At 68.7% G+C, this 21,902-nt stretch carries 18 protein-coding genes and 1 pseudogene; 13 read left to right on the top strand and 6 right to left on the bottom strand.

Annotated elements, in window-relative coordinates; genetic code table 11:
* Positions 1 to 208: 208 nt before the first annotated feature.
* Together AB0M82_RS30975 and AB0M82_RS30970 are read right to left on the bottom strand one after the other, a co-directional pair.
* A complete protein-coding gene (locus tag AB0M82_RS30975; protein ID WP_364729348.1) occupies positions 209 to 1,258 on the bottom strand; it encodes a serine hydrolase domain-containing protein in 1,050 nt (349 codons plus the stop codon).
* Positions 1,259 to 1,790: 532 nt separating this feature from the next.
* Positions 1,791 to 1,925: pseudogene (locus tag AB0M82_RS30970) on the bottom strand (FAD-dependent oxidoreductase); the annotation flags it as partial.
* Between the two features lie 285 nt (positions 1,926 to 2,210).
* On the opposite strand from AB0M82_RS30970, the gene AB0M82_RS30965 reads away from it, so the two are divergent.
* From AB0M82_RS30965 to AB0M82_RS30955, 3 genes are all read left to right on the top strand, one after another.
* Positions 2,211 to 2,342 carry a hypothetical protein gene (locus AB0M82_RS30965; RefSeq protein WP_364729345.1) on the top strand — a complete coding sequence of 44 codons (132 nt, stop codon included), beginning with the start codon at positions 2,211 to 2,213 and terminating at the stop codon, positions 2,340 to 2,342.
* 197 nt (positions 2,343 to 2,539) lie between these two features.
* Entirely contained in the window at positions 2,540 to 3,670 is a 1,131-nt protein-coding gene (locus tag AB0M82_RS30960) for a histidine kinase (RefSeq protein WP_364729342.1), read from the top strand.
* Positions 3,667 to 4,341, top strand: coding sequence for a response regulator transcription factor (locus tag AB0M82_RS30955; protein WP_364729339.1), 675 nt, complete (start codon positions 3,667 to 3,669; stop codon positions 4,339 to 4,341). The genes AB0M82_RS30960 and AB0M82_RS30955 overlap by 4 nt, the downstream gene beginning before the upstream one ends.
* A 394-nt stretch (positions 4,342 to 4,735) precedes the next feature.
* On the opposite strand, the gene acpA is transcribed toward AB0M82_RS30955, so the two are convergent.
* Entirely contained in the window at positions 4,736 to 6,421 is a 1,686-nt protein-coding gene (gene acpA, locus AB0M82_RS30950; protein WP_364729336.1) for an acid phosphatase, read from the bottom strand.
* 723 nt (positions 6,422 to 7,144) lie between these two features.
* On the opposite strand from acpA, the gene AB0M82_RS30945 reads away from it, so the two are divergent.
* The 3 genes from AB0M82_RS30945 to AB0M82_RS30935 all read left to right on the top strand — a co-directional run bounded on the left by AB0M82_RS30945 (position 7,145) and on the right by AB0M82_RS30935 (position 12,533).
* The gene (locus AB0M82_RS30945) at positions 7,145 to 8,602 is read left to right on the top strand and encodes an arabinofuranosidase catalytic domain-containing protein (protein ID WP_364729333.1); all 1,458 of its coding nucleotides are present in this window, start codon (positions 7,145 to 7,147) and stop codon (positions 8,600 to 8,602) included.
* Positions 8,603 to 8,922: 320 nt separating this feature from the next.
* Positions 8,923 to 11,745 (top strand): ricin-type beta-trefoil lectin domain protein, encoded by a 2,823-nt coding sequence (locus AB0M82_RS30940; protein ID WP_364729330.1) that lies wholly within the window; start codon positions 8,923 to 8,925, stop codon positions 11,743 to 11,745.
* 350 nt (positions 11,746 to 12,095) lie between these two features.
* Positions 12,096 to 12,533, top strand: coding sequence for a PPOX class F420-dependent oxidoreductase (locus AB0M82_RS30935; RefSeq protein WP_364729327.1), 438 nt, complete (start codon positions 12,096 to 12,098; stop codon positions 12,531 to 12,533).
* 84 nt (positions 12,534 to 12,617) lie between these two features.
* Here AB0M82_RS30935 and AB0M82_RS30930 read toward each other — a convergent pair whose 3' ends face one another.
* Positions 12,618 to 12,878 carry a hypothetical protein gene (locus AB0M82_RS30930; RefSeq protein WP_364729324.1) on the bottom strand — a complete coding sequence of 87 codons (261 nt, stop codon included), beginning with the start codon at positions 12,876 to 12,878 and terminating at the stop codon, positions 12,618 to 12,620.
* 19 nt (positions 12,879 to 12,897) lie between these two features.
* On the opposite strand from AB0M82_RS30930, the gene AB0M82_RS30925 reads away from it, so the two are divergent.
* Together AB0M82_RS30925 and AB0M82_RS30920 are read left to right on the top strand one after the other, a co-directional pair.
* On the top strand, positions 12,898 to 14,019 hold the full coding sequence (locus AB0M82_RS30925; RefSeq protein ID WP_364729321.1) for an amidohydrolase family protein: 1,122 nt from the start codon (positions 12,898 to 12,900) through the stop codon (positions 14,017 to 14,019).
* A 172-nt stretch (positions 14,020 to 14,191) separates the two neighbouring features.
* The gene (locus tag AB0M82_RS30920; protein ID WP_364729318.1) at positions 14,192 to 14,578 is read left to right on the top strand and encodes a hypothetical protein; all 387 of its coding nucleotides are present in this window, start codon (positions 14,192 to 14,194) and stop codon (positions 14,576 to 14,578) included.
* Positions 14,579 to 15,237: 659 nt separating this feature from the next.
* On the opposite strand, the gene infA is transcribed toward AB0M82_RS30920, so the two are convergent.
* Together infA and AB0M82_RS30910 are read right to left on the bottom strand one after the other, a co-directional pair.
* Positions 15,238 to 15,462, bottom strand: coding sequence for a translation initiation factor IF-1 (gene infA, locus AB0M82_RS30915; protein WP_364562357.1), 225 nt, complete (start codon positions 15,460 to 15,462; stop codon positions 15,238 to 15,240).
* 73 nt (positions 15,463 to 15,535) lie between these two features.
* A complete protein-coding gene (locus AB0M82_RS30910; protein ID WP_364729315.1) occupies positions 15,536 to 15,847 on the bottom strand; it encodes a hypothetical protein in 312 nt (103 codons plus the stop codon).
* 242 nt (positions 15,848 to 16,089) lie between these two features.
* Between AB0M82_RS30910 and AB0M82_RS30905 the strand changes: the two genes are divergently transcribed.
* The 5 genes from AB0M82_RS30905 to AB0M82_RS30885 all read left to right on the top strand — a co-directional run bounded on the left by AB0M82_RS30905 (position 16,090) and on the right by AB0M82_RS30885 (position 21,789).
* Positions 16,090 to 16,680: a TetR/AcrR family transcriptional regulator gene (locus tag AB0M82_RS30905; RefSeq protein ID WP_364729312.1), complete on the top strand. Its 591-nt coding sequence runs from the start codon at positions 16,090 to 16,092 to the stop codon at positions 16,678 to 16,680.
* A gap of 83 nt (positions 16,681 to 16,763) precedes the next feature.
* Complete coding sequence (locus AB0M82_RS30900) at positions 16,764 to 17,639, top strand: alpha/beta hydrolase (protein ID WP_364729309.1); 876 nt, start codon at positions 16,764 to 16,766, stop codon at positions 17,637 to 17,639.
* A 492-nt stretch (positions 17,640 to 18,131) separates the two neighbouring features.
* Positions 18,132 to 20,483 (top strand): xanthine dehydrogenase family protein molybdopterin-binding subunit, encoded by a 2,352-nt coding sequence (locus AB0M82_RS30895; protein ID WP_364729306.1) that lies wholly within the window; start codon positions 18,132 to 18,134, stop codon positions 20,481 to 20,483.
* Positions 20,480 to 21,325: a xanthine dehydrogenase family protein subunit M gene (locus tag AB0M82_RS30890; protein WP_364729303.1), complete on the top strand. Its 846-nt coding sequence runs from the start codon at positions 20,480 to 20,482 to the stop codon at positions 21,323 to 21,325. Before AB0M82_RS30895 ends, AB0M82_RS30890 begins: the two co-directional genes overlap by 4 nt.
* Positions 21,322 to 21,789 (top strand): (2Fe-2S)-binding protein, encoded by a 468-nt coding sequence (locus tag AB0M82_RS30885; protein WP_364729300.1) that lies wholly within the window; start codon positions 21,322 to 21,324, stop codon positions 21,787 to 21,789. The genes AB0M82_RS30890 and AB0M82_RS30885 overlap by 4 nt, the downstream gene beginning before the upstream one ends.
* Positions 21,790 to 21,902 lie beyond the last annotated feature (113 nt).

Below are 21,902 nucleotides of genomic sequence, written 5' to 3'. Positions count from 1 at the left end.
GTCGGCCGTGGACGGCCGGGCTACCCGGACATTCATGAAATGCACCTCTTCGGACGGAAGGCCATACGGTTCGACGGAAGGTTAGGTGGATCGCACGGGCCGGTCCACCGGTTATCGCGTCCACCCCGAACGCACTCTGCGGAAACCGAGCACGGACCGTGGTGTTCACGGCGGGACTTCATGTCCACAGGCGTTGCGGGGGGGTGGTTCAGCCCACGTTGGCCGCGGCCATGATGATGCGCTGTGCGGTCTGCGGGATGTCTCCGCCCATGTGCAGGGTGTTCACCGAGTAGACCAGGCGGCGGGACAGGTCCAGGGTGGTGCCCATGCCGCTGGCGTAGCCGGGCCGGTCGCCGGTTTTGCCCCAGAACACGACCTGGCCGATGGGCATCTGGGCGAGCCCGCCGCCGATGTGTGCCGGTTTGTCGTTGCCGGGGTCGTCGTCACCGTCGTAGTCGGGGACGTCCGGGATCGCGAAGAGTTCGGCGGTCTGCGCCGGCGGCAGCAGTCGGCCGGACACCAATGCGGTGAGGAACCGGTCGAGGTCGGGGGCGTTGGAGATCATTTCCGCGGCGGCCCACTGGAAGGTGGGGTTGGCCTGGGTGATGTCGACGTAGTCGGTGTGTCCACCGGTGGTGACCGCTTCGTATCCATGGGCGTGCGGGCCACGGATCTCGATGTCGCTGCCCGGTACCGAGGTGGCGGACAAGTGCAGCGGCTGGATGATCCTCTCGCGGATCGACGCGCCGTACGGGCGGCCGGTCACCTTCTCGATGACCATGCCGAGGACGAGGTAGGTGATGTTGTCGTAGTCCTGCTTGGTGCCGGGGGCGAACGTCATCGGCCGGCCGGCGGTGGCCAGGTCGATCAGCTGGCGTGGGGTCCAGGTGTCGAACCGGTGGGCCAGGAACCAGGTCGGGTCCTTGTGGTCGATCCTGATCCCGGGGATTCCGGCGGTGTAGTTGAGCAGCTGGCGGATGGTGATCGGCGCGTAATCGGCGGGCAGCAGGTCGGGCAGGTAGCTCTGTACAGTCCGGTTCAGGTCGAGCCGGCCCCGGGCCGCCAGTTGCAGCACGGCGGTCGCGGTGAACGTCTTGGTCATGCTGCCGATCCGGAAGCGGCCGTCCGCCGGCACCGGCCGGCCGGAGTGGATGTCGGCGACGCCTGAGGTGCCCACCCACGTGCCGGCCGAGCCGCGCACCTGGACCAGGGCGCCGCTGGCCTCGTCGTTGGGCAGCCCGGCAATGGCCGTGCGCATCGCAGCGGGGTCCAGTGGTGGCAAGGTAGCGGCTGATGCTGCGGGGGCGAGGGTGGTGGCGAGCAGGAGGGTCCCGCAGGCGAGACCAATGGCGCGGCGTAATCCTGCGGAATTGCGAGGCTTCATGGTGAAAGCGTGTCGTATGGGACAACTCGTGCCATCCGGGACAACCCCGGTGCCTGCCCGGAGATCATCCCCGACGGTTGACCCCGGGGTAGCCCCCACCCGGTTGCGACCACGCCCTCTTTTCTGCGCGCCGACAAGGTGAAACGCGCTCTTCTGCGCTGTCTTGCCGATGGGCGGGCGCCGCGAGAAGCCTTGCTGCGACGCCTGTAGCCCGGCATGGCGCCTCTGCTTCTGCGCGTCAGGAGTCTTGAAGGATCTTGGTTACAGGTGGGCTGCCGTGTGGACGAGCCTGGCGACGGCCAGGGAGCGGCTGTGCGCAGGCCAGGCGAGAACGGTGGTGACGGGAGATGCACCGGTCAGGGGAACGGCAACATGTGCGCTCCACAGCCACGATCGGGCGTGCGGTGAGCCCCTTGCCGCGCGAACCGGGGAAGTGCTCGCCAGCTCGGTCGACGATGCGCACGTCGACGCCCCGCCGGGCCAGCTCGATGGCCAGCGTGAGCCCGGTAGCTCCGGCGCCCGCGATCAGGACGTCGGTCACCGGTCCCTCTCCTGGCGCACTGCCGGCGCCGATGCGGCATGCATGCTCGCCATCACACCCTCCCTGATCCCGTGCGGTCACTGAGGCGATCGGCGGTGACGCTAGCCGGTTTCCGAGCAGGTGTCCTCGTGCTGGAGGTGGAGATCGGGGTGGATACCTGCCCGGGAAATCTCCACCGCGGTTTCCTACCGCGAACCGACGACACACCCGGGGCGGTGTTCGTAGCGTCGTCATCAACGGTTTATGCCGTCGCGATAGATAGTGACCATCGAAGGAGCACCAGCCATGTTGATCGGATCCCTGCTGACTGCCGCCGGCCTGTTGTCCGGTGTGCCAACCGCGGTGTGGCTGACCGTGGCTGTCCTCGCCGTGGTGGGCGTGGTGGCCTTCAAGATGCGAAGGCGCCGGCGGCGTTAACCACCGCTATCGTTCTCCCACCCTGGTCGCAGGGCTGAGGCCGCGCGAACAGGGTGATCTGGCTTGCACGAGTGATCGATCGGTGCGCTGTGGCCTGCTCGGGTTGGTCAGTGACATTCTTGCGCTACGGCAGATGCAGATAAGGAGCGACGGCGGTGGTAATAACGGGGCAATGGGTGCCACTGCGATGGTGGCCGGTGCGGCTGGGTGTAAGCCTGGCCGGACTCGGCGGCATCGTCTACGGCATCAACGCCCGCACACCGGGATTGGGTCTTCACGGTCAGGCACTGGCCGTGCTGATCTGCGTCGTGGTCGCATGCCTGGGCTGGCTGGTCAGGACCGTCACCGTATATCTCGACAATCAGCACCGCACCCTCACCGCGACCGCCGCCAGCGGGGCGCTGGTCACCGCAGGTGGCCTGCTCATGAGCATCGCCCCCATGCCCCCGGCGCTGGCCCTGGCCGGTATGGGAGCGTTCACCGCAGCCGTAGAGCTGACACCCGCACTGGCCACGACCCTGACCGCCGCCGGCGCCCTCGTCGCGGTCGCGAGCACCGCGACGATCAACCACCAGTGGGTGGCCTTCGCCGGCTACTTCGGCGGACTCGTGGCGATCACCCTCGCGGGATTCAACCGCCGCCAGTACAAACAACGCCTCGTCCAGGCCGAGCAACTGCTCACCCAAACCCGCATCGCCGCCGCCGCCGACACCCGGGCCGCCGCACTGGACGAACGCACCCGCATCGCCCGTGATATCCACGACGTGCTCGCGCACTCCCTTGGTGCAGTGGCCGTGCAACTCGAGGCCGCCGACGCACTCCTCGAGGCCGACACCGACACACCACGAGCCCGACACCACGTCCAACGCGCCCGGCACCTGGCCGTGGACGGTCTCACCGAAACCCGCCGCGCCATCGGCGCGCTACGCAACGACGCCCCACCTCTTGGAGACCAACTTTCCGCGTTGGTCGCCGACCATCACAATGACGCCGCCACACCCGCCACACTCACCATCTTCGGCGAGCCCCGCCCGCTACCAGCGAACGCCGCCCTCGCTATCTACCGCACCGCGCAGGAAGGCCTCAGCAACGCGCGCAAACACGCCCCCGGCCAGCCGGTGATCCTGCACGTGCACTACCACGACGACAACGTCGCAGTCACCATCGTCAACCCCACCAGCACCACCGCCGACGGGAGCACACTCGGCGCTACCGGCGGCAGCTACGGGCTACCCGGGCTGGCCGAGCGCGCCACCCTCCTCGGGGGCACACTCATCGCAGGACAAGACACAACCAACTGGAGCCTGCAGTTGTGGCTACCAACATGACCACCCCTGACAACCCGACGCTGCGCGTCGTCGTCGCCGACGACCAAGCCGCCGTCCGCGAGGGTCTCGTCACCCTACTCGACCTCCTCCCCGACATCGTCGTCGTCGGCGCCGCCGCCGACGGCGACCACGCCCTCACCCTCGTCGAACAACACGCCCCCGACGTGGTGCTCATGGACCTGCGCATGCCCGGCGTCGACGGCATCGAAGCCACCCGACGCATCCATGACCACCACCCCGCCACAAAAATTGTCGTGCTCACCACCTACAGCGACGACACCTCCATCCTCGACGCCCTGCGCGCCGGCGCACTGGGCTACCTCACCAAAGACGCCGGCCGCGACCACATCGCCCAAGCCATCCGCACCGCCGCCGCCGGACAAGCCGTCCTCGACCCCACCGTCCACGCCCGCCTGCTCGCCGCAACCGCGCACCCCCCAGCCCACCCAGACACGCCACCGTCAACACCACCAGACGGGCTCACCACCCGCGAAACCGAAGTCCTCACCCAACTCGCCGCCGGACACTCCAACACCGAAATCGCCCAACAGCTCTTCGTCAGCGAAACAACCATCAAAACCCACATCAACCACATCTACGCCAAAATCGGCGCCGCCGACCGCGCCCAAGCCGTCCGCTACGCCTACCAACACCACCTCACCCAGCCATAACCCATCAGCTTCCTCCCGTGCGTCTGAGTTCGTGCACGCCACGGGATCCCCGTCCCGGTAGAGCCATCGGGACGGGGGTCCCGGTAACACGCTGGACATGCTCATGAGAATCGATAATCGGTAGTACGCTGTCACGGCCACCGGGATCGGGTCTGTGAAGAACGGTGCCACGGACGGTGATTCTGGCCCGATTCACCGGACTTGAGCCCGGCGCCGTTCCTGCGCTGATGATCGTCGACGTCGTCAAGCCCAGCCGCCGCGCGATCACCCGGTGCCGCAGTCCCGACGCGAGCGCCCCCGAGATCTATTCGCGGTCCTGCACGGGATCATGAATGACCTGCCGCTACCGCTGCGGTGACACCTACCCGAATCGACACCGCGGGCACCCCGTCGATCATCTGCAGGAGGCGAGCAAGTCGGCCACCCGTGCGTCGCGGCTGCCCAAGGGGGCCAGGTGGAAGCGGTGCTCGATGGTGGCCATGACCGACGTGGTGTCGTGGGAGGTGTGGTCCACGCCGAACGGCCGGCGCAGCTGCGGCGAGATCAGCAGAGCGGGAATGCGGGTGCCCGGCCCCCACTGGTCGGCGACGGCGTGCCGGCCGGCCGGGGGTGCCACGTGGTCCCATTGGCCGCCGAACTCGTCGTAGGTGACCACGATCAGCGTGTGCGCGGCGTCCGGGCCGTTCTCCACGGCCTTGATCAGGTCGACGAGGTGGCGGCTGCCGGCGTCCTCGCTGGCGTAGCCGGGGTGCTCGTTCTCCTCGCCGACCGGCTTGACGAAGCTCACCGGCTTGAGGTGCCCCGCCTTGGCGGCGCTGACGAACTCGGCCTCGTCCCGCAGGTGGGCGGCGCGGGCCGCGGTGCCGGGCGCCAGGCTGGCGTAGTAGTTGAACGGCTGGTGGTGGTACTGGAAGGTGGCGTCGGGGCAGTTCGGGTAGACCGCGCCCGTCGCAGTGCGCGGACTGGCGCAAGTGCCCGGGGTGGTGCCGTTGGTCCAGCCGGGGCCGCCGACGTTGCCGTTGGCGTTGTCCCAGCCACCGGAGTACCAGGCCCAGTCCACCTTCGCGGCCGACAGGCGGTCGCCGATGGTCGGCGTGGTCTGCGGCGGCAGCCGCCGCGACACCGGGGTGCCCGGCTGGAACGGCTGATACGGCGGCTGGACGGTGTTGATCGCGTAGTCGCCGCACACCGTCCCGGCCGGCGGCGCCCCCACGGTCGCGGGGACGACACAGCCGCCGTCGGCGTTCGCGGCCTGGGTCAGAGCCCGGTCGGCCGTGCCGGGCGTCGCGGGATGCAGCGGGGTGCCCGCCGGGAAGCCGTCCGGCCCCACGATCGAATGCAGGTCGTCGGCTCCCCCGTCCCGCACCGCCCCGGGCCAGACCGGCGTGTTCGGGGTGATCAGCCACTGGTGGTTGAGGAACGACCCGCCGAACGCGCCCTGGAAGAAGTGGTCGGCGACCACGTAGTCCGGCGCGTGCCGGCCGTGCAGGTACTCGTAGATCGGCAGGCCACGGGTGTCGTAGTGGCCCATGGTCAGCCCGACCGCGTCGCTACCAGCGACATAGCGGTCCATCGCGCCGCCGTGGATCTGGTACTGCTCGTTGTAGAAGCGGTGGACCAGGTCGCGGGTGCAGCCGCCGGGCAGCCCCTGCCCCTTGGGCACACCGTTGGGCAGGAACGCCCCCGGAGCCGGGCACGTGGTGTCGGCGGGCTCGATGTAGCGGTCGATCTGGAACGGGCGGTTGGTGAACGCCGAGGAGACCGGCGTCGTCCCGATCGTGCCGGTGCAGGTGACTGGCAGCGGCGGCGACGTGAGGTTGACGTCGTTCTGCGGCAGGCACGGCAGCGCGGTGCCGTCGGGCGCCACCTGGGTCTGGGGCCGTTTGAGGCCGTCGACGCCTTCCCAGCCGCCGAACAGGTTGTCGAAGCTGTGGTTCTCCTCGTAGATCACCACGATGTGGTCGATCCCCCGGCCGTGACCACCATGGTCAGGGTGTGCCGCAGCCGTGCCGGCGCTCGCCAGCAGAGCCGGCAACGCCGTGGCGACCACGGCGCCTCGCAGAACCGTCCAGGACCTCATCCCGCACCTCCAGGGTCGACCGCTCCGCAGCCTCGTCCACCACAGCCCCGCACACAAGGGCGGACCGCAGAATGCTCGCAACCCGCCCGACAGTTGGTGGAGGCCGGTCACCTCGGTCACGGGCTCGTCGAACGCGATCGCCACCCCGGCTTCGGCCGACGCCGGGGCTATTTGAGCCCAGGCCGGAAAACCCGGTCGCGAAGACCGTGCGGGGCGGCCGGGCGGGCGGCCCAGCAGCGGGGCGTGAGCCGCCGTGATGAGCTCCGGGTAGGCGTCGGCGCACGATGCTCGGGTTCAGGCCGGGCAGCAACTCGCCCACCGTTTCGCAGGTCTCGGCGATCTCCGCCGCAAGCGGGCGGCCTCACCGTGAAACTTTCCTGCTCGAGCCCCAGGTCCGGGGACGGGAAGGAACCTGCCGTTGACCACTCTCGCGTCCGGGTCATAGCATCCAGTCGAACCGGTTCGAAGACTGTCCCCACGACCGTGCCCGAGCACAAATCAGCCCGGGGCCGGCCATCCGACCCCGGTTCGCAAGCCTGCTTCGGTGCCCGCTTATTCCGCTTCACGAGGCATACGCGCGCCTCGACTTGTACGGCAGCGGCCTCGGCCGGCAGCCGTCTCACTGGCCGCGCAAGGACGCACCGGGCCCAACCAGGACTTCCTGCTCCGCTGACCACGCCGCCGCCTTGCCTGCCAGGGCCCGCACGAAAGGCATCAACAGGTATGAAAAGCCGATACGGCCGCCTCGCAGCCGCGGTCGCGCTGGCCGTCGCGGTGGGAGCACCCGTCCTTCCCGAGGTCATGGGGGCCCAAGCCGCCACGACCGGACCGTGCGACATCTATGCCTCGGGCGGCACACCGTGCGTGGCGGCGCACAGCACCACCCGGGCGCTCTACGGCACGTACAACGGCCCGCTCTACCAGGTCAAGCGGTCGTCGGACAACACCACGCGAGACATCGGCGTGCTCAGCGCGGGCGGCACGGCCGATGCCGCCACCCAAGACTCGTTCTGCGCCGGCACCACGTGTCTCATCACCGTCATCTACGACCAGTCCGGCCGGAAAAACCACCTCACGCAGGCGCCTCCCGGCACCTGGCCCGGCCCCGCTCCCGGCGGCTGGGACAACCTCGCCGACGCGACCGCGGCCCCGGTCACCGTCGGCGGGCAGAAGGCCTACGGCGTCTACATCTCCCCCGGCACCGGCTACCGCAACAACAAGACCAACGGCGTCGCGACCGGCGACCAGCCCGAAGGCATCTACGCCGTCGTCGACGGCGTCCACTACAACAACTGGTGCTGCTTCGACTACGGCAACGCGCAGACGAGCAACCAGGCCACCGAACGCGCCATCATGGAGACCGTCTACTTCGGAGCCGACCGGCAATGGGGATACGGGGACGGCCCGGGTCCGTGGGTCATGGCGGACCTGGAGTGGGGCCTGTTTTCCGGTGTGAACGCAGGTCACAACGCGAACCCGACCGTCAACCACCGGTTCGTGACCGCCATCGTCAAGGGCGAGCCGAACCACTGGGCCATCCGGAGCGGGAACGCGCAGTCGGGCGGACTGTCGACCGTGTTCGACGGACCGCGTCCCAACGGCTACCACCCGATGAAGAAGCAGGGGGCGATCCTGCTCGGCATCGGCGGGGACAACAGCGTTTCCGGTGCCGGCACCTTCTACGAGGGCGTCCTGACCTCCGGCTACCCCTCGAACGCCACCGAGGAGGCCGTGCAGGCCAACATCACCGCCGCCGGGTACGCCCCGCCCGGAGGGGGCAACCCACAACAAGGCGTCCAGATCGCGGGCAGCGGGTCCGGCCGGTGCGTCGAGGTGCCGAACGGGTCCACCGCCAACGGGACCCAGGTGCAGCTGGCGGACTGCCGGAGCGTCGACGGGCAGCGCTGGACCTACACCTCCGACCGGAAGCTCCAGGTGTACGGCACCAAGTGCCTCGACGCCACCAGTCAGGGCACCGCCAACGGCACCCGGGTGATCATCTGGGACTGCCACGGCCAGGCGAACCAGCAGTGGAACGTCGGCTCGAACGGCACCATCACCGGTGTGCAGTCCGGCCTCTGCCTGGACGCCGACGGCGCCGGCACCGCGGCCGGAACCAAGATCATCCTGTGGTCGTGCCACGGCGGCGTGAACCAGCAATGGCAGCTGAAGAAGACGTGAGCGGCCTGCCGCTGATCACACCGCTCGTCCCGGCGTGCGACCCGTCCTCAGCCCACCGGGGTGAAGCCACCCTGGACCGTGTGGGCGCCGTCGGCGGCGGCGGTGGCTTGCACGCGGTAGGTGTCGGCGTCGGCGTGGCGCGAGCCGACGGCGTGGTTGTACTGGGCGGCGAAGACCTGGTGCGCGGCCGGGATAGTCCGGCCCGGCTTGAGTTCCCAGCGGTAAACCAGGGCACCGTCGCTCTCCTGCGCGGTGACGGTGCCCGGGGCCCCGGCCTCATGCCCGCGCGATAGTGCAAACCGCTCAACAGTGGAGGCACCGTGAGAAGCAGAGCTCTCGTCCTCGCCGTCGTGCTGGCGGGCGCCGCTGGGCTGGTAGTGACGGCGACTGCGGCCCGGGCCACGCCCACCCCGACGTCGTCCGCGTCACCCGCTCGGACCGCGTCGAGCCTCCCGCAGGCCGGCTCGAGCCCTCGGCAGAAGGTCAACTTCAACCGGGGGTGGAAGTTCATCCGCACGGATGCGGCGGGGGCCCAGAACCCCGGCTTCGACGACTCGACCTGGGTCCCGGTGGCGTTGCCCCATGACTTCGACGCTCCCTACGACGTGGGCGGCGCCAGCGGCGGGCAGTCCTTCTACGTGGGTGCGGGCTGGTACCGCAAGCACATCACCGTTGACCCGTCGTGGAACGGCAAGCGCGTCGAGCTTGAGTTCGAGGGGTCGTTCTCGGTCACCGACGTATGGATCAACGGGACCAAGATCGGTACGCATCGAGGCGGCTACACCGGATTCGTTTTCGACATCACCGACTCGATCAGTGCCGGCGACAACCAGATATCGGTCCGGGTGGACAACAGCTGGCGGGCGGACCTCGCCCCTCGGACGGGCGACCACCAGTTCAGTGGCGGCCTCTACCGCGACGTCTTCCTGAACGTCACGAACAACGTCCACGTCTCCTGGAACGGCACCTTCGTCACCACGCCCGCGCTCACGAATCCGGCCTGGGACACGAGCAACGCCGCCTACTACCGAAACATCGACCTATCGCAATACCCGAGCGAAACCGACTTGCGCGCGAACATCTCCGCCCGCCGTTCGAACGTGAAGGTGCAAACGGAGGTACGCAACGACAGTTCCTCGCCGATCGACGTCTACGCACGCCAGGAAGTACGCAAGCAGGGATCGACCAACGTGCTGGCGACGTTCGGCTCGCCCGTGCGGACTCTCGGCGTGGCGAGCACGACGACGCTCGAGGCACTGAGCGGGTCCCTGTCGGACACCGCCGGCATGCTGCAGGGGCTGGATCTGTGGGCGCCGAACAACCCGGCGCTCTACACCGTGACCACCTCTCTGGTGGTCGACGGAACCGCGGACGGGACGATCGGCAACGGCGCCGTTGCCGACACCTACGACACCACGTTCGGTTTCCGCAGCGCACAGTGGAAGGTGGACGGCTTCTACCTCAACGGTGTCAAGACACTGCTGGTCGGGGCAAACGCCCACCAGGACCATGGTGGTTGGAGCAATGCCGTCACCAACTCGGGATTCGAGCGCGACGTTCACTATGTCCGCGAAGCCGGCATGAACTTCATCCGAGGATCGCACTATCCCCACGACCCGTCCTTCGCGGACGCCACGGACAAGCTCGGCGTCATGTTCTGGTCGGAGAACACCTTCTGGGCGACCGCGACCGCCGGCCTGGAGCCCACACCGACCGGAAGCCCGCGCAACTACCAGGCGGACGGCTATCCGCAGAAGACGGCCGACCAGGCGGCCTTCGAACAAAGCGCCATGGACGCCCTCCGGGACATGATCCGGGTCAACCGCAATCATCCCTCGATCATCAACTGGTCCATGGGCAACGAGGTGTTCTTCACCTCCTCGGCCACCCAGAGCAAGGCCAAGGCCCTCGTCAGCAAACTGCGTGACTATTCGCACCAGCTCGATCCGACGCGCAAGGCAGCCATGGGCGGCGTGCAACGTGGCTCGCTCGACCAGCTCTCGGTCTGTGACATCGCCGGTTACAACGGCGACGGCGGAAAGATCACCAACACGTGGATGCCGAACGTCGTCTCGGAGTACGGGTCGTACACCTCCGACCGACCCGGCACGTACGATCCGACGTACAGCGACGTCAAGGATCCCGCCGACGGGTCCCGGTTCAAGCTCACCACCGGCAGCGCCGGACTGGCCATCTGGGCAGGCTTCGACCACGGCACGATCATGGATCCCGCCTACGCCCGCATGGGCATGGTCGACTACTACCGGCTGCCGAAGAACCAGTGGTACTGGTATCGGGCCAACAAGGCAAAATGGTCGGGAGCCACCAATCTCGCCGACCCCACCCCGGTGACCCGCGAACAGTCCACGAGCGGAACCGCGACCAGAATGGCTCTGGAGGCCGGGAAGTACTCGTCCACAGCGATCACCGACGACGGCACCACGGACACCCAGCTCGTGGTCACGATGCGTAACGCCTCGGGGGCCTGGGTCGACAACACCCGCACCGTCACACTGACCGTCACCAGCGGACCGGGCATCCTGCCCGGCGGCAAGTCCTACACCTTCACCCCGCGAACCCAGACGTTCGACGGCAAGGCAGCGATCGAGTTCCGCTCCTTCTACGCCGGCACGTCGACCATCACAGCGACGTCGCCGGGCTTGCCCGACGCCACCATCACCATCACCACCGCCGACACCGTCGGCGCCGCGGGCGAAACCGAACCCCCCGACTTCGGCAACTCGGGCGGTGGATCGCCGGCGACACCGCTGCGTAACATCGGCGCGGGCCGGTGTCTCGACGTCACCGCGCTGAGCCAGACCAACGGGACCCAGGTGGCACTGTGGGACTGCAACGGCGGCACCAACCAGCGGTGGACGCTGACCTCCGGTCGGCAGCTTCAGGTGTACGGCACCAAGTGCCTCGACGCCGAGGCCGCCCGGACCACGCCCGACACCCGGGCGATCATCTGGGACTGCACCACCGGCACCAACCAGCAATGGACACTCAACGCCGACGGCACCATCACGGGCGTCCAGTCGGGCCTGTGCCTGGCGCCCACCAAGGGGGCGACCGCCAACGGAACCGTCATCATCCTGTCCGCCTGCGACGGCTCCACCAGCCAGAAATGGACGCGCAGCTAACCCGCGAACCCGCTGGCCGGGCGACAGGACCATAGGAGCGCGAGTGCGCCAGTGGCGACGGGCGGGTCGCCGCTTGGATATTCACGGCGCCCAGCGTGGTGTTCAACCAGCCGTGATGCGCATCGCGCGTTCAAGCTGCTCCAGCTTGGGCCGGATTCGCGTGTCGTCCCGCGCCTGCAGGTGATCGGTCTGCTCTTCAATCGGCGCATCACCTTCTGATCGCCATCGAACCCGCAGCCGACATCCGCTTCCGGGTGTCTGGAGCCGGTCCGCAAGAACGGCAGTGGGTGACAACCATGGCCGGCCGCGCGACAATCGTGTCCTGATCGCGACTTCGCTGGAGGGGCCACGTGGACGGGTTGAGCGAGCAGGTCCGGGCGAGGGTCGCGGCGCCGAACTTCTGGCATTTGGCCACGGTGAACCGGGATGGTTCGCCGCACGTGTCGCCCATGTGGGTTGATGTCGAAGGCGACTACATCGTGTTCAACACCGCGGTCGGCCGCGTGAAGGAAGAGAACCTGCGCCGCGATCCTCGGCTGTCGCTGTCGTGCGTGGAGACGGACAATCCCTACGACCGAGTCGTGATTCGTGGTCGGGTTGTCGAGTTCATCGAGGGCGACGAGGCGGATCGCTGCATCGACCGGCTGGCGAAGAAGTACGCCGGGACCGACCGTTACGAATGGCGGATCCCAGGAGAGCGGCGGGTCAAGATTCTTGTCGAGCCGACACACGTTCGCCATGTCGCCGGAGTCGAGCCCTTCCGGCCCGGAATCCTGCCGGGCTCTTGACCCTCACCCTGCCGCCGACGGGCCGTGACCGCCCGGCGGGGCCCGCGTCGCGTAGGACGGGTTTGCCGAGGGTGACAGCGGAGATCATCGCTTTGCGCATGGCGGTGAGGAGGGCGGGGTCGCGTCGGGCAGCGACAGCCAGGTGAGAACGGCTCCGCGGGCGGTCGCGTGGATGAGGGAGGCTGCGAGGTCTTCGTCGACGCGCAGCCGGCCACTGGTGGCGAGACGGTGGATGCGTCCGAGCAGGATCTTCATGCCGGCTTGGAAGCGGCCGAGTTCGTGCCGCGCCTGGGGTCCCAGCCCACGCAGGTCCTCGACCTCTGCACCACCCGGCCTGCCAGCCATGTATCAAAGATAACAGAATATGGCTTCCATCGTTCTTTCCAATGATACGCTGCATCGAGTATCATTGGAAACATCAGGTGGAGGAATGTTCGACATGTCCGACAAGCTGCGCATCATCGGTCTTGAGGAGCACCTGGTCCTGCCGGTTCTGCTCGACGCATGGAACAGGGCCGGACTGCAGCCGCACCGTTACGGTGACGACCACCCGGTCACGAGACGGCTGCGTGACGTCGGTGATCGGCGTCTCGCCGACATGGACGACCAGGGCATCGATGTCGCGGTGCTGTCCCTGGCCTCGCCGGGCGTGCAGAACCTTGCGGCGGCCGACGCCGTGAGCGTCGCACGTGAGGCCAACGACGCGCTCGCCGAGATCGTCGACGCCAACCCGCTGCGGTTCCAGGCACTCGCGGCCATCCCGACGTCCTCACCCGAGGCCGCCGCAGCGGAGTTGGAGCGTGCGGTCACCCGACTCGGCTTCCGCGGCGCGATGCTGTACGGCCGCACCGGCGACAAACTGGCCGACTCGCCAGAATTCGACGACCTCTACGGAACCGCCGAACAGCTTCGCGTCCCGCTGCACTTCCATCCCCAGGCCCCGGTGCGGGCGGTCCAAGAGGCGTATTACTCGGGACTGCCCAACGGCGTGGGTCCGGCGCTGGCGACCGCCGGGCTGGGCTGGTACTACGACCTCGGCGTGCAGTACCTGCGGATGATCTTCTCCGGGGTGTTCGACCGTCATCCCGAACTGCAGGTGATCGCCGGACACTGGGGCGAGGTCGTCCTGTTCTACCTGGATCACGTCGGCGTCCTGCAGGGCATGGCGAAGCTGCAGCGGCCGCTGGCCGACTACTTCCGCCAAAACTTCTGGGTGGCCGGCAGCGGCACCGTCAGCGAGCGCTACCTACGCTGGACGGCCGAGGTCGTCGGAACCGACCGCATGCTCTACTCAACCGACTACCCCTACACCTTCGGCACACGCCCCGGCGGCTTCCCCTACCTGGACACCAGCGGCGGCATCGCCAGATCCTTCCTCGAGAACGCACCCTTCACCCAGGAGGAGAAAGCCGCCATTGGATCCGGCAACTGGGAGCGGTTGACCGGCCACCTCGCAGCCGGCCACGGGCGTCACCGATCAGCCTGACGCGCACCCCGGCCGCTGCCGGCAACATCCCTACCTGTCAGGACGCGAGATCGATCCACGATCTGTCATTTCCCCGGCAGACACAGCATTTCGAGAAAGAACCATCATGACTGTCCGATCTGACGCCCACACCAACGACCGACCCTCAGCCCTGGCAGACAGGATCGGACGAGTGCTGCTTGCCCTCTGCGCGATCGCAACACTGGGCGCGTTCACGTACGGCATCAGCATTATGTTCACCGTCTCGCCCGATCGCCTGATGTCCGAAGCATGGCGGACCCTCGCCTACCTCGTCTTCACCGGCCTCTACATCATGATCATCACAGCGCCGCGCAACCAACGCGGCCCCTGGGAGCTCATCTTCCTCCACAAGATCGCCATCACCGTCTTCGGCATCGTCGCGGCCGCGAGCAACACACCCGACGCCGCGACGACCTGGCCCATCGACCTCAGCCTCGTAGCGGCGACCGCCGTCGCCTACGTGCTGTGCCGCGGCTGGCAAGGCTGGCGAACCAACCCCACCACGGCAAGCGCCATACGTACCCGCTCAACCAGATGACGTTACCGGGCGGTGTCGAGCACTGGTTGATGCTCGACACCGCACACATCATCGTCCGGTACAGCATCTTGCTTTGATCGCCGTCCAGCCGAGCGAACACGGACATCAGACCTGCCGGTGTCCCGCCCAAGGACTCGCCGCACGCCTCATCATGGGGAGAACATGACGGTACGGTGTCGGCTTTCGAAGCTCCGGACCCGCAGGGAGATCACGCCGGGCGGAACGACCGGCGACGCCCTTCGTCCACACACGACAGTGTTCAACATCGGCTGGGAGACCCGCGGCATCCGGCCTGCAGCGGCCGGCGCGAAGCCGTGCCGCCCCCACCGGGCATCGCCAGCACGCCGTGGCGACCTTCGCGACCACCACGGACAACCGCTGCTCACATGAACACACGGCCGCTGACACGGGCAGCGGGCAGCAGAGGCCGTCGCGCCCCCAGCCTGAACGTCCTCAATTGCCGACGCGGTCAGCGGACGGCTCAGTCCGAGGCGTGCCGACGACGGGGCTCGTGGAGCCTCCCGCACGCCCAGCCGATCGACGCCAGCCACCGGGCGCTAGGCACCGCCGTGAAGCCGTCGCCAGGGCGTGGAACCTGACGACGGCCTTCCTGCAACGTTTGTTGCCCGTGTGGAAGCCACGAGCGGTGTCATCGATTTCTACGTGCGGTAGCGGAAGCGGATCCGGCCGCGGGTGAGGTCGTACGGGCTCAGCTCCACAAGCACCCGGTCGTACGGCAAGATCTTGATGTAGTTCTTCCGGATCTTCCCGCTGATATGCGCCAGCACCTTGTGCCCGTTCTCGAGCTCCACCCTGAAGGTGGCGTTGCGCAGGCACTCGACGACAGTGCCCTCGACTTCGATGGCTCCTGCTTTTACTGCCATATTTCTCGTAATTCTCCGTTCGGTGAGGAATGAATCCCTTGGACGTAGCCGTGATCGACACGTCTCGGTGAGTTCAGTGGAGCACCAACTCCAGGTTGCTGCTCGCGCGCCGGGCGCCGACGCCATCGAACAGCGCCAAGGCCGCCCCGCTTGATTCATCCACATCGGCCGATGCCGTGGGAATCCCGGAGCGGTGCAGCGCACCCAGCACGCGCGCAAGCTGCGCCATGGCGATCCGGCGGCGATGCCGGTTGGCCCGGACGCGGACCAACACCTCAGCCGACATCTCCTGCCATCCGATGGTGGCCTCGACCTCATCGCGGATCACACGGTCCAAGTTGCGCAGACGGCCCTCCTCCGCCTCGCCGATGGCCACCATCGTCACGTCCGACGGCGGTAGCGCCGAGCCGAGTCCGTGATCCGCGGGTCGGTGGGCACGAGGTACTCCCACTCGCGGCGCCGGGTCGTAAAGCCGACTTTCCTCCAATGATACGTCAGGTCGAGGTCGGCCACCGCAGCAGAGTTCGTCACGGACCACAAAACCCGCTACCTCGACCTGAACGCGACAGCCGAGGCCGAGTAAACCGATCGGTTTTCAATTCGCCCGAGCCGGGCTAGCCTCGCAGGATGACCACCGAAGCGAAGCCGAGTTCCCGGGAACGGCTGCTGGCCGCCGCGGCCACGCTCACCTACCGGGACGGTGTCGGCATCGGAATCGACGCGCTCTGCAAGGCGGCGGGTGTGTCGAAGAAGTCCCTGTACCAGCTGTTCGAAAGCAAGGACGCGCTGCTGGCCGCGAGCCTGGAGGAGGGCGCAGGCGCCTACGTGGCCGGCCTGCTCCCCTCGGCGGACGACGAACGTTCACCCCGCGAGCGGATCCTGCACGTCTTCGAGCAGGTGGAACTGCAGGCCGGCGCACCAGGTTTTCAGGGCTGCCGCTACCTGGCCGTGCAGATCGAACTCAAGGACCAGAGCCACCCTGCGAGCCAGGTGGCCCGCAGGATCAAGCAGAACCTGACGACCTTCTTCCGTACCGAAGCCGAACGAGGCGGAGCGGGCGAGCCCGACCTGCTTGCCCGGCAGCTCATCCTGGTCTTCGACGGCGCCAGCGCGCGGGCGGGAATCGGAGCCGACAACCTGAAAGGGCTCGTCGCGCCCACCGTGGCCACCCTGCTCGACGCGGGCGGCATGCGCCGACCCCGACGACCGGCCGGGTGAGCGTCGACTTGCTCCTGGAAACCGATCGGTTTACACTCTTGGAAACCGATCGGTTTCCCGCAGTGTCCCCAGGAGCAGGCAAAATGCCCGACCAGACGTTACGTCCCACCATCGACGTTCCCGGCACCACCAGCCACACCCTCGCCGCACGGGAGGGACATCGGGAGGGGACGCTGCGCTACCTCAAAGCGGGTACCGGCGCTCCACTGGTCCTGCTGCACACGGTCCGCACGCAGGCCGAGCACTTCCGCAAGCTCATTCCCCTGGTCTCGGACCAGTACACCGTCTACGCCCTCGACCTCCCGGGGATGGGCTACTCCCAGATCGTGCCCGGCGCTTCCTACGAAGAACCGACGATGCGCGCGGGCGTCGAACGGCTCCTCACCGACCTCGACCTCGACGACGTGACGCTGCTCGGCGAGTCCATGGGCGCCGTGCTCGCCCTGACCACCGCGGCCGACCTGCCGGACCGGGTCCGGCGCGTCATCGCGGTGAACACCTACGACTTCCCCGGCGGCATCGCCCGCTCCAGCCTCCTCGCCCGGGTGGTGCTCGCCGGCGTCCTCGCGCCGGGCATAGGCCCCGTGGTCGCGGGAGTCGAGCCCAAGGCCGCTCTCCGCAGGATCCTGCAGGGTGGCCTGGGCGACAAGAGCGCCCTGCACCCGGACTACGTCGACGAGCTCCTCCAAGTGGGCAGCCGCCCCGGCTACCCCACCGTGGCCCGGGGCGTCTACCAGAACCTGCCCAGCCTGATCGCGGCCCGTTCGCGCTACCCCGAAGTCAAGGCCCCCATCCACCTCGTCTACGGCGAGAAGGACTGGTCACGCCCCGCGGACCGGACCGCCAACAAGGACCTGCTGCCCGACGCCGAGTTCACGCAGGTGCCGAAAGCGGGCCACTTCATCGCCCTGGAACGGCCGGAGATACTGGCTGCCCTGGTGAACGCGGGGGAACGATGACCGGCGAGACCCGCGCTGGTCACGCACCAGGCGCGCCAGCTCGAAATCGCGGCCGACCTGCCGTTCGAGCAGTTCCGTGACCATTACGAAAAGGCGGTCCCGCCCCTTCGAGCCCGCCCACTTCTTCGATGATCACGGACCGGCCCACACCGCGATGTACAAGCCTGGCGAGGAAATCCACGTCGCCTCCTGGCCGAGCTTCTCCGTGGTTGCCTTCGGGCCGAGAGCGGTGGCCGCGCCGCGGTGAAATCCTCGGCCCCGAAGGCACCCCGCCGGCCGTCAGCGACTTCACGCCGCCTCGCCGGCCACGGGGAGGACACCCGGCTGGTCCAGGCCAGGTTCCCCACCGGCGCCGCCGCAGTGCTCTCCACCACCGGCAGCTGGGCCGAACTCACCTCCGCGAGGCTCGCCGCCTTCTTCCGTCCCCGCGACGTCTGAAAGATCGCCCTTTAGTACGACGCGCGCCGGGCCCGCGGATGGGAACGTGGAAGCGTGGACGAGCTGATCGGGGCGCGAGTGCGCCGCACAGAGGATCTCCGGCTGCTCACCGGCCGCGCGCGGTTCGTCGATGACGTCGAACTGCCCCACCTGCTCGAAGCCGCCGTCCTGCGCTGCCCGTTGCCGCACGCGCGGATCAAGAAGATCGGCACCGCCGCAGCGGCCGCGCTGCCCGGCGTTTCGGCCGTGCTCACCGGGGCCGAGGTCAAGGCCGCCGTCCGGGCGCCGCAGCCGGTGCTCTGGCGGAACGTCCCGGACATGCGGCTCACCAGCGCCTACCCGCTCGCCGTCGACCGCGTGCGCCATCCCGGGCAGGGCGTCGCCGTGGTCGCCGCGAAGGACCGGGCCACCGCCGAGGACGCACTCGAGCTCATCGACGTCGAATACGAGGAGCTCCCGGCCGTCAGCACGCTGGAGGAGGCGACGGCCGAAGGCGCTCCACGGCTCTACGACGACTGGCCGGACAACGTCTGCGCGCGCACGACCGTCGTCGCCGGGGACGTGGCCACCGCCTTCGCCGAGGCCGACGTCGTGCTCGCGGAGTCCTTCCGGTTCGCGCGTCAGATGGGCGCGCCCCTCGAGACCCGGGGCGTGGTCGCGACCTGGGACCCGTTCACCGGACGGCTCGACGTCCGGCTCGCGACCCAGGCCCCGAACCTCGCCCGCGAGCTGCTCGGGGAGGTCCTCGGCCTGCCCGTGGCCAAGATCCGCGTGCGGACGCCGGATGTCGGCGGCGGGTTCGGCAACAAGTTCGACTTCTACGGCGAAGAAGTCCTCGCCGCGCTGCTGTCCCGCCGCACCGGACGGCCGGTGAAGCTGATCGAGGACCGCGTCGAAAGCTTCGTCGCCAATGTGCATTCGCGCGAGCAGAAGATCGACGTCGAGTTCGCCGCGAAGGCCGACGGCACCATCACCGGCGTGCGCGGCACCGTCCACGGCGTGCTCGGCAGCGAGCTCGGGACGATCGCCTTCGGCCCCTGCTTCACCGCGGCGGCGTGCCTCACCGGGCCGTACGCCATCCCGGCCGTCGAGATGGACGTCGTCGCCGTGATGACCAACCGGCCGCCGTACGGCTCCTACCGCGGCTGGGGCCTGCCGAAGGCGAACTTCGTGCAGGAACGGATGGTCGAGCTGCTCGCCGGGCGGCTGGGCCTGGCCGCGCACGCCGTGCGGCGCAAGAACTTCGTGCCCCCGGAGGCGTTCCCGTACCAGAGCCCGGTGTTCGTCTACGACAGCGGACGCTACGAGGAGTGCCTCGACCTGTGCATCGAGGCCGTCGAAGAGGCGGGCTGGGCCGAGCGCGTCGCCGAGGCCAGGGCGCGCGGCGCGTCCGCCGGGATCGGGTATTCGTTCCACAACGAGATCACCGCGTTCGGCCCGAGCCGCATCGTGAACCTGAGCGGCCTGCAGCACTCGGGTTTCGACGAGGAGGTCGTGCGCATCGACTCCACCGGCCACGTCACCGTCCACACCGGACAGTCCGCGATGGGGCAGGGCATCCACACCGCGCTGGCGCAGGTTGCCGGACACGCGCTCGGCGTTCCGCTCGACCACGTCACGGTCGTCTCGGGGGACACGGATTCGTGTCCCTACACCGGGTACGGCACCGGTGCGAGCCGCGCGGCCGCGGTCGGCGGCGCCGCCGTGCTCACCGCGGCCACCCGGCTCAAGGCGAAGGTGCTGAGGATCGCCGCGAACATCCTCGAGGCCTCGCCGGACGACCTCGTCGTCGAGAACGGCCGGATCTTCGTCGACGGCGTCCCGGACCGGTCCATCGGCATGGCGCAGGTCGGTGACGCGGCGTACCGGCGTCTCGACGGTCTGCTGCCCGACGGCGAATCGCCGACGCTCGAGGAGCGCGAGGTCTACGACCCGGTCAACGTCGCGACCGCGTTCGGCTGCACCGCCGTGCTCGCGGAGGTCGATCCCGAGACCGGGGTGGTGACTCTGCTCGGCTACCTCATCGCGCACGACTGCGGCACGGTGATCAATCCGCTGATCGTCGACGGCCAACTGCACGGTGGCGCGGCGCAGGCCATCGGCGGCGCGCTGTACGAAGAACTCGCCTTCGACGACGGCGGCCGGATGCTGACCCGGACGTTCCGCGACTACCTGATCCCGACGGCGACCGAGATCCCGCCGTTCGCGCTCACGCACATGGCCACGCCCGCCGACCACATCCCCGGTGGCTTCAAGGGGATGGGCGAGGCCGGGGTGATCGGCGGCGGTGCCGCGATCGCGCACGCCGTCGAGGACGCGTTGCGCGAGTACGGCGTCAAGATCACGACGTTGCCGATCACGCCGCCGGGCCTGCTGGCCGCGATCAAGCGAGGAGCGACCCGATGAAGGCGGCCGCGTTCGACTACGTCCGGGCGGCTTCGGTGGACGAGGCGATCTCTTCGCTGGTCGCCGACGGCGCGTTGGTGCTCGCCGGCGGGCAGAGCCTGGTGCCGTTGCTGAACATGCGACTCGCGCGGCCGTCGCTGGTCGTCGACGTCAACGGCCTCGACGAACTCGCGTACGTCCGCCGCGACGGCGAGCACGTTGAGATCGGCGCGCTCACCAGGCAGCGCGCGGTCGAGACGTCGGACGTGGTGCGGCGGGACGTTCCGCTGCTCGCGCAGGCACTTCGGCACGTCGGGCACGTCGCGACCCGCAACCGAGGCACGCTCGGCGGCAGCCTCGCGCACGCCGATCCGGCGGCCGAGCTGCCCGCCGTCGCCGTCGCCCTCGACGCGGAACTCGTGGTGCGCGGGCCACGCGGGGAGCGCGTCGTCGCGGCTCGCGAGTTCTTCGAAAGTCCATTCAGGACGGTTTTGACGACCGGGGAGCTGCTGAGCGCGATCCGGGTTCCGGTGCGGGCCGCGGACTGCGCGGTCGAGGAACTTACCCGTCGCAGCAAGGATCTGGCGCTCGTCGCGGTGTTCGTCGCGCTGGAACGGACGGCGGACGGCCGGTGCGAGCGGGCCCGGATCGCCGTCGCGGGCGCCGGTCCAACGCCGATCCGGGCCACCGCGGCCGAGGAACTGCTGCACGGCCGGTCGCTCAGCGACGACGTGATCGCCGAAGCCGCACGGGAAATCGCGGCGGTCACCGATCCGCCGTCCGACCTGCACGCGCCCGCCGAGTACCGCCGCGAGATGGCCGCGGTGCTCGGGGGGCGGGCCCTGACGAAGGCGGTCCGATGAAGGTCACCCTGACGGTCAACGGGCAGCTGTGCAGCGCCGAGTGCGAGCCGCGCCGGACGCTGGCCGACTTCCTGCGGCACGACCTCGGCTTCACCGGGGTGCACGTCGGCTGCGAACACGGCGTCTGCGGCGCCTGCACGATCACCGTCGACGGCGCGACCGCGCGGGCGTGCTGCCTGCTCGCCGTGCAGGCCGAGGGCGCGGAGATCACGACCGTCGAGGGCATGGCGACCGGTGGCGAGCTGACCCCGTTGCAGCAGGCGTTCCGCGATCACCACGGCCTGCAGTGCGGCTTCTGCACGCCCGGGATGCTGGCGACCGCGGCCGAGTTGCTCGCGGCCAACCCGGACCCGGCCGAAGCCGAGATCCGCGAGGCCCTCGCCGGGAACCTCTGCCGGTGCACCGGCTACCAGTTCATCGTCGACGCCGTCCGCGCCGCGGCCGCGGCGGGCAAAAAGGTCTGAACCTCAGGCATCGCCTCAACTGCGTTCACGTGCGCACTCTCCATTCACTCACAGGTCTGACGTTGGTATTTGTAAATGGAGCGGATATGGTTTCCGCCACACCGTCGTGGCCG

The sequence above is a fragment of the Amycolatopsis sp. NPDC051128 genome (assembly GCF_040682715.1).
Lineage (GTDB): Bacteria > Actinomycetota > Actinomycetes > Mycobacteriales > Pseudonocardiaceae > Amycolatopsis.
This window is presented reverse-complemented; position numbering and strand designations above follow the sequence as displayed.

Bases quoted from the DNA above. Each gene is read 5' to 3' on its own strand.
- AB0M82_RS30975 (WP_364729348.1), bottom strand. From the start codon at position 1,258: ATGCGCACGGCCATTGCCGGGCTGCCCAACGACGAGGCCAGCGGCGCC.
- AB0M82_RS30965 (WP_364729345.1), top strand. From the start codon at position 2,211: ATGTTGATCGGATCCCTGCTGACTGCCGCCGGCCTGTTGTCCGGTGTG.
- AB0M82_RS30955 (WP_364729339.1), top strand. From the start codon at position 3,667: ATGACCACCCCTGACAACCCGACGCTGCGCGTCGTCGTCGCCGACGAC.
- acpA (WP_364729336.1), bottom strand. From the start codon at position 6,421: ATGAGGTCCTGGACGGTTCTGCGAGGCGCCGTGGTCGCCACGGCGTTG.
- AB0M82_RS30945 (WP_364729333.1), top strand. From the start codon at position 7,145: ATGAAAAGCCGATACGGCCGCCTCGCAGCCGCGGTCGCGCTGGCCGTC.
- AB0M82_RS30930 (WP_364729324.1), bottom strand. From the start codon at position 12,878: ATGGCTGGCAGGCCGGGTGGTGCAGAGGTCGAGGACCTGCGTGGGCTG.
- AB0M82_RS30925 (WP_364729321.1), top strand. From the start codon at position 12,898: ATGGCTTCCATCGTTCTTTCCAATGATACGCTGCATCGAGTATCATTG.
- infA (WP_364562357.1), bottom strand. From the start codon at position 15,462: ATGGCAGTAAAAGCAGGAGCCATCGAAGTCGAGGGCACTGTCGTCGAG.
- AB0M82_RS30905 (WP_364729312.1), top strand. From the start codon at position 16,090: ATGACCACCGAAGCGAAGCCGAGTTCCCGGGAACGGCTGCTGGCCGCC.
- AB0M82_RS30900 (WP_364729309.1), top strand. From the start codon at position 16,764: ATGCCCGACCAGACGTTACGTCCCACCATCGACGTTCCCGGCACCACC.
- AB0M82_RS30890 (WP_364729303.1), top strand. From the start codon at position 20,480: ATGAAGGCGGCCGCGTTCGACTACGTCCGGGCGGCTTCGGTGGACGAG.
- AB0M82_RS30885 (WP_364729300.1), top strand. From the start codon at position 21,322: ATGAAGGTCACCCTGACGGTCAACGGGCAGCTGTGCAGCGCCGAGTGC.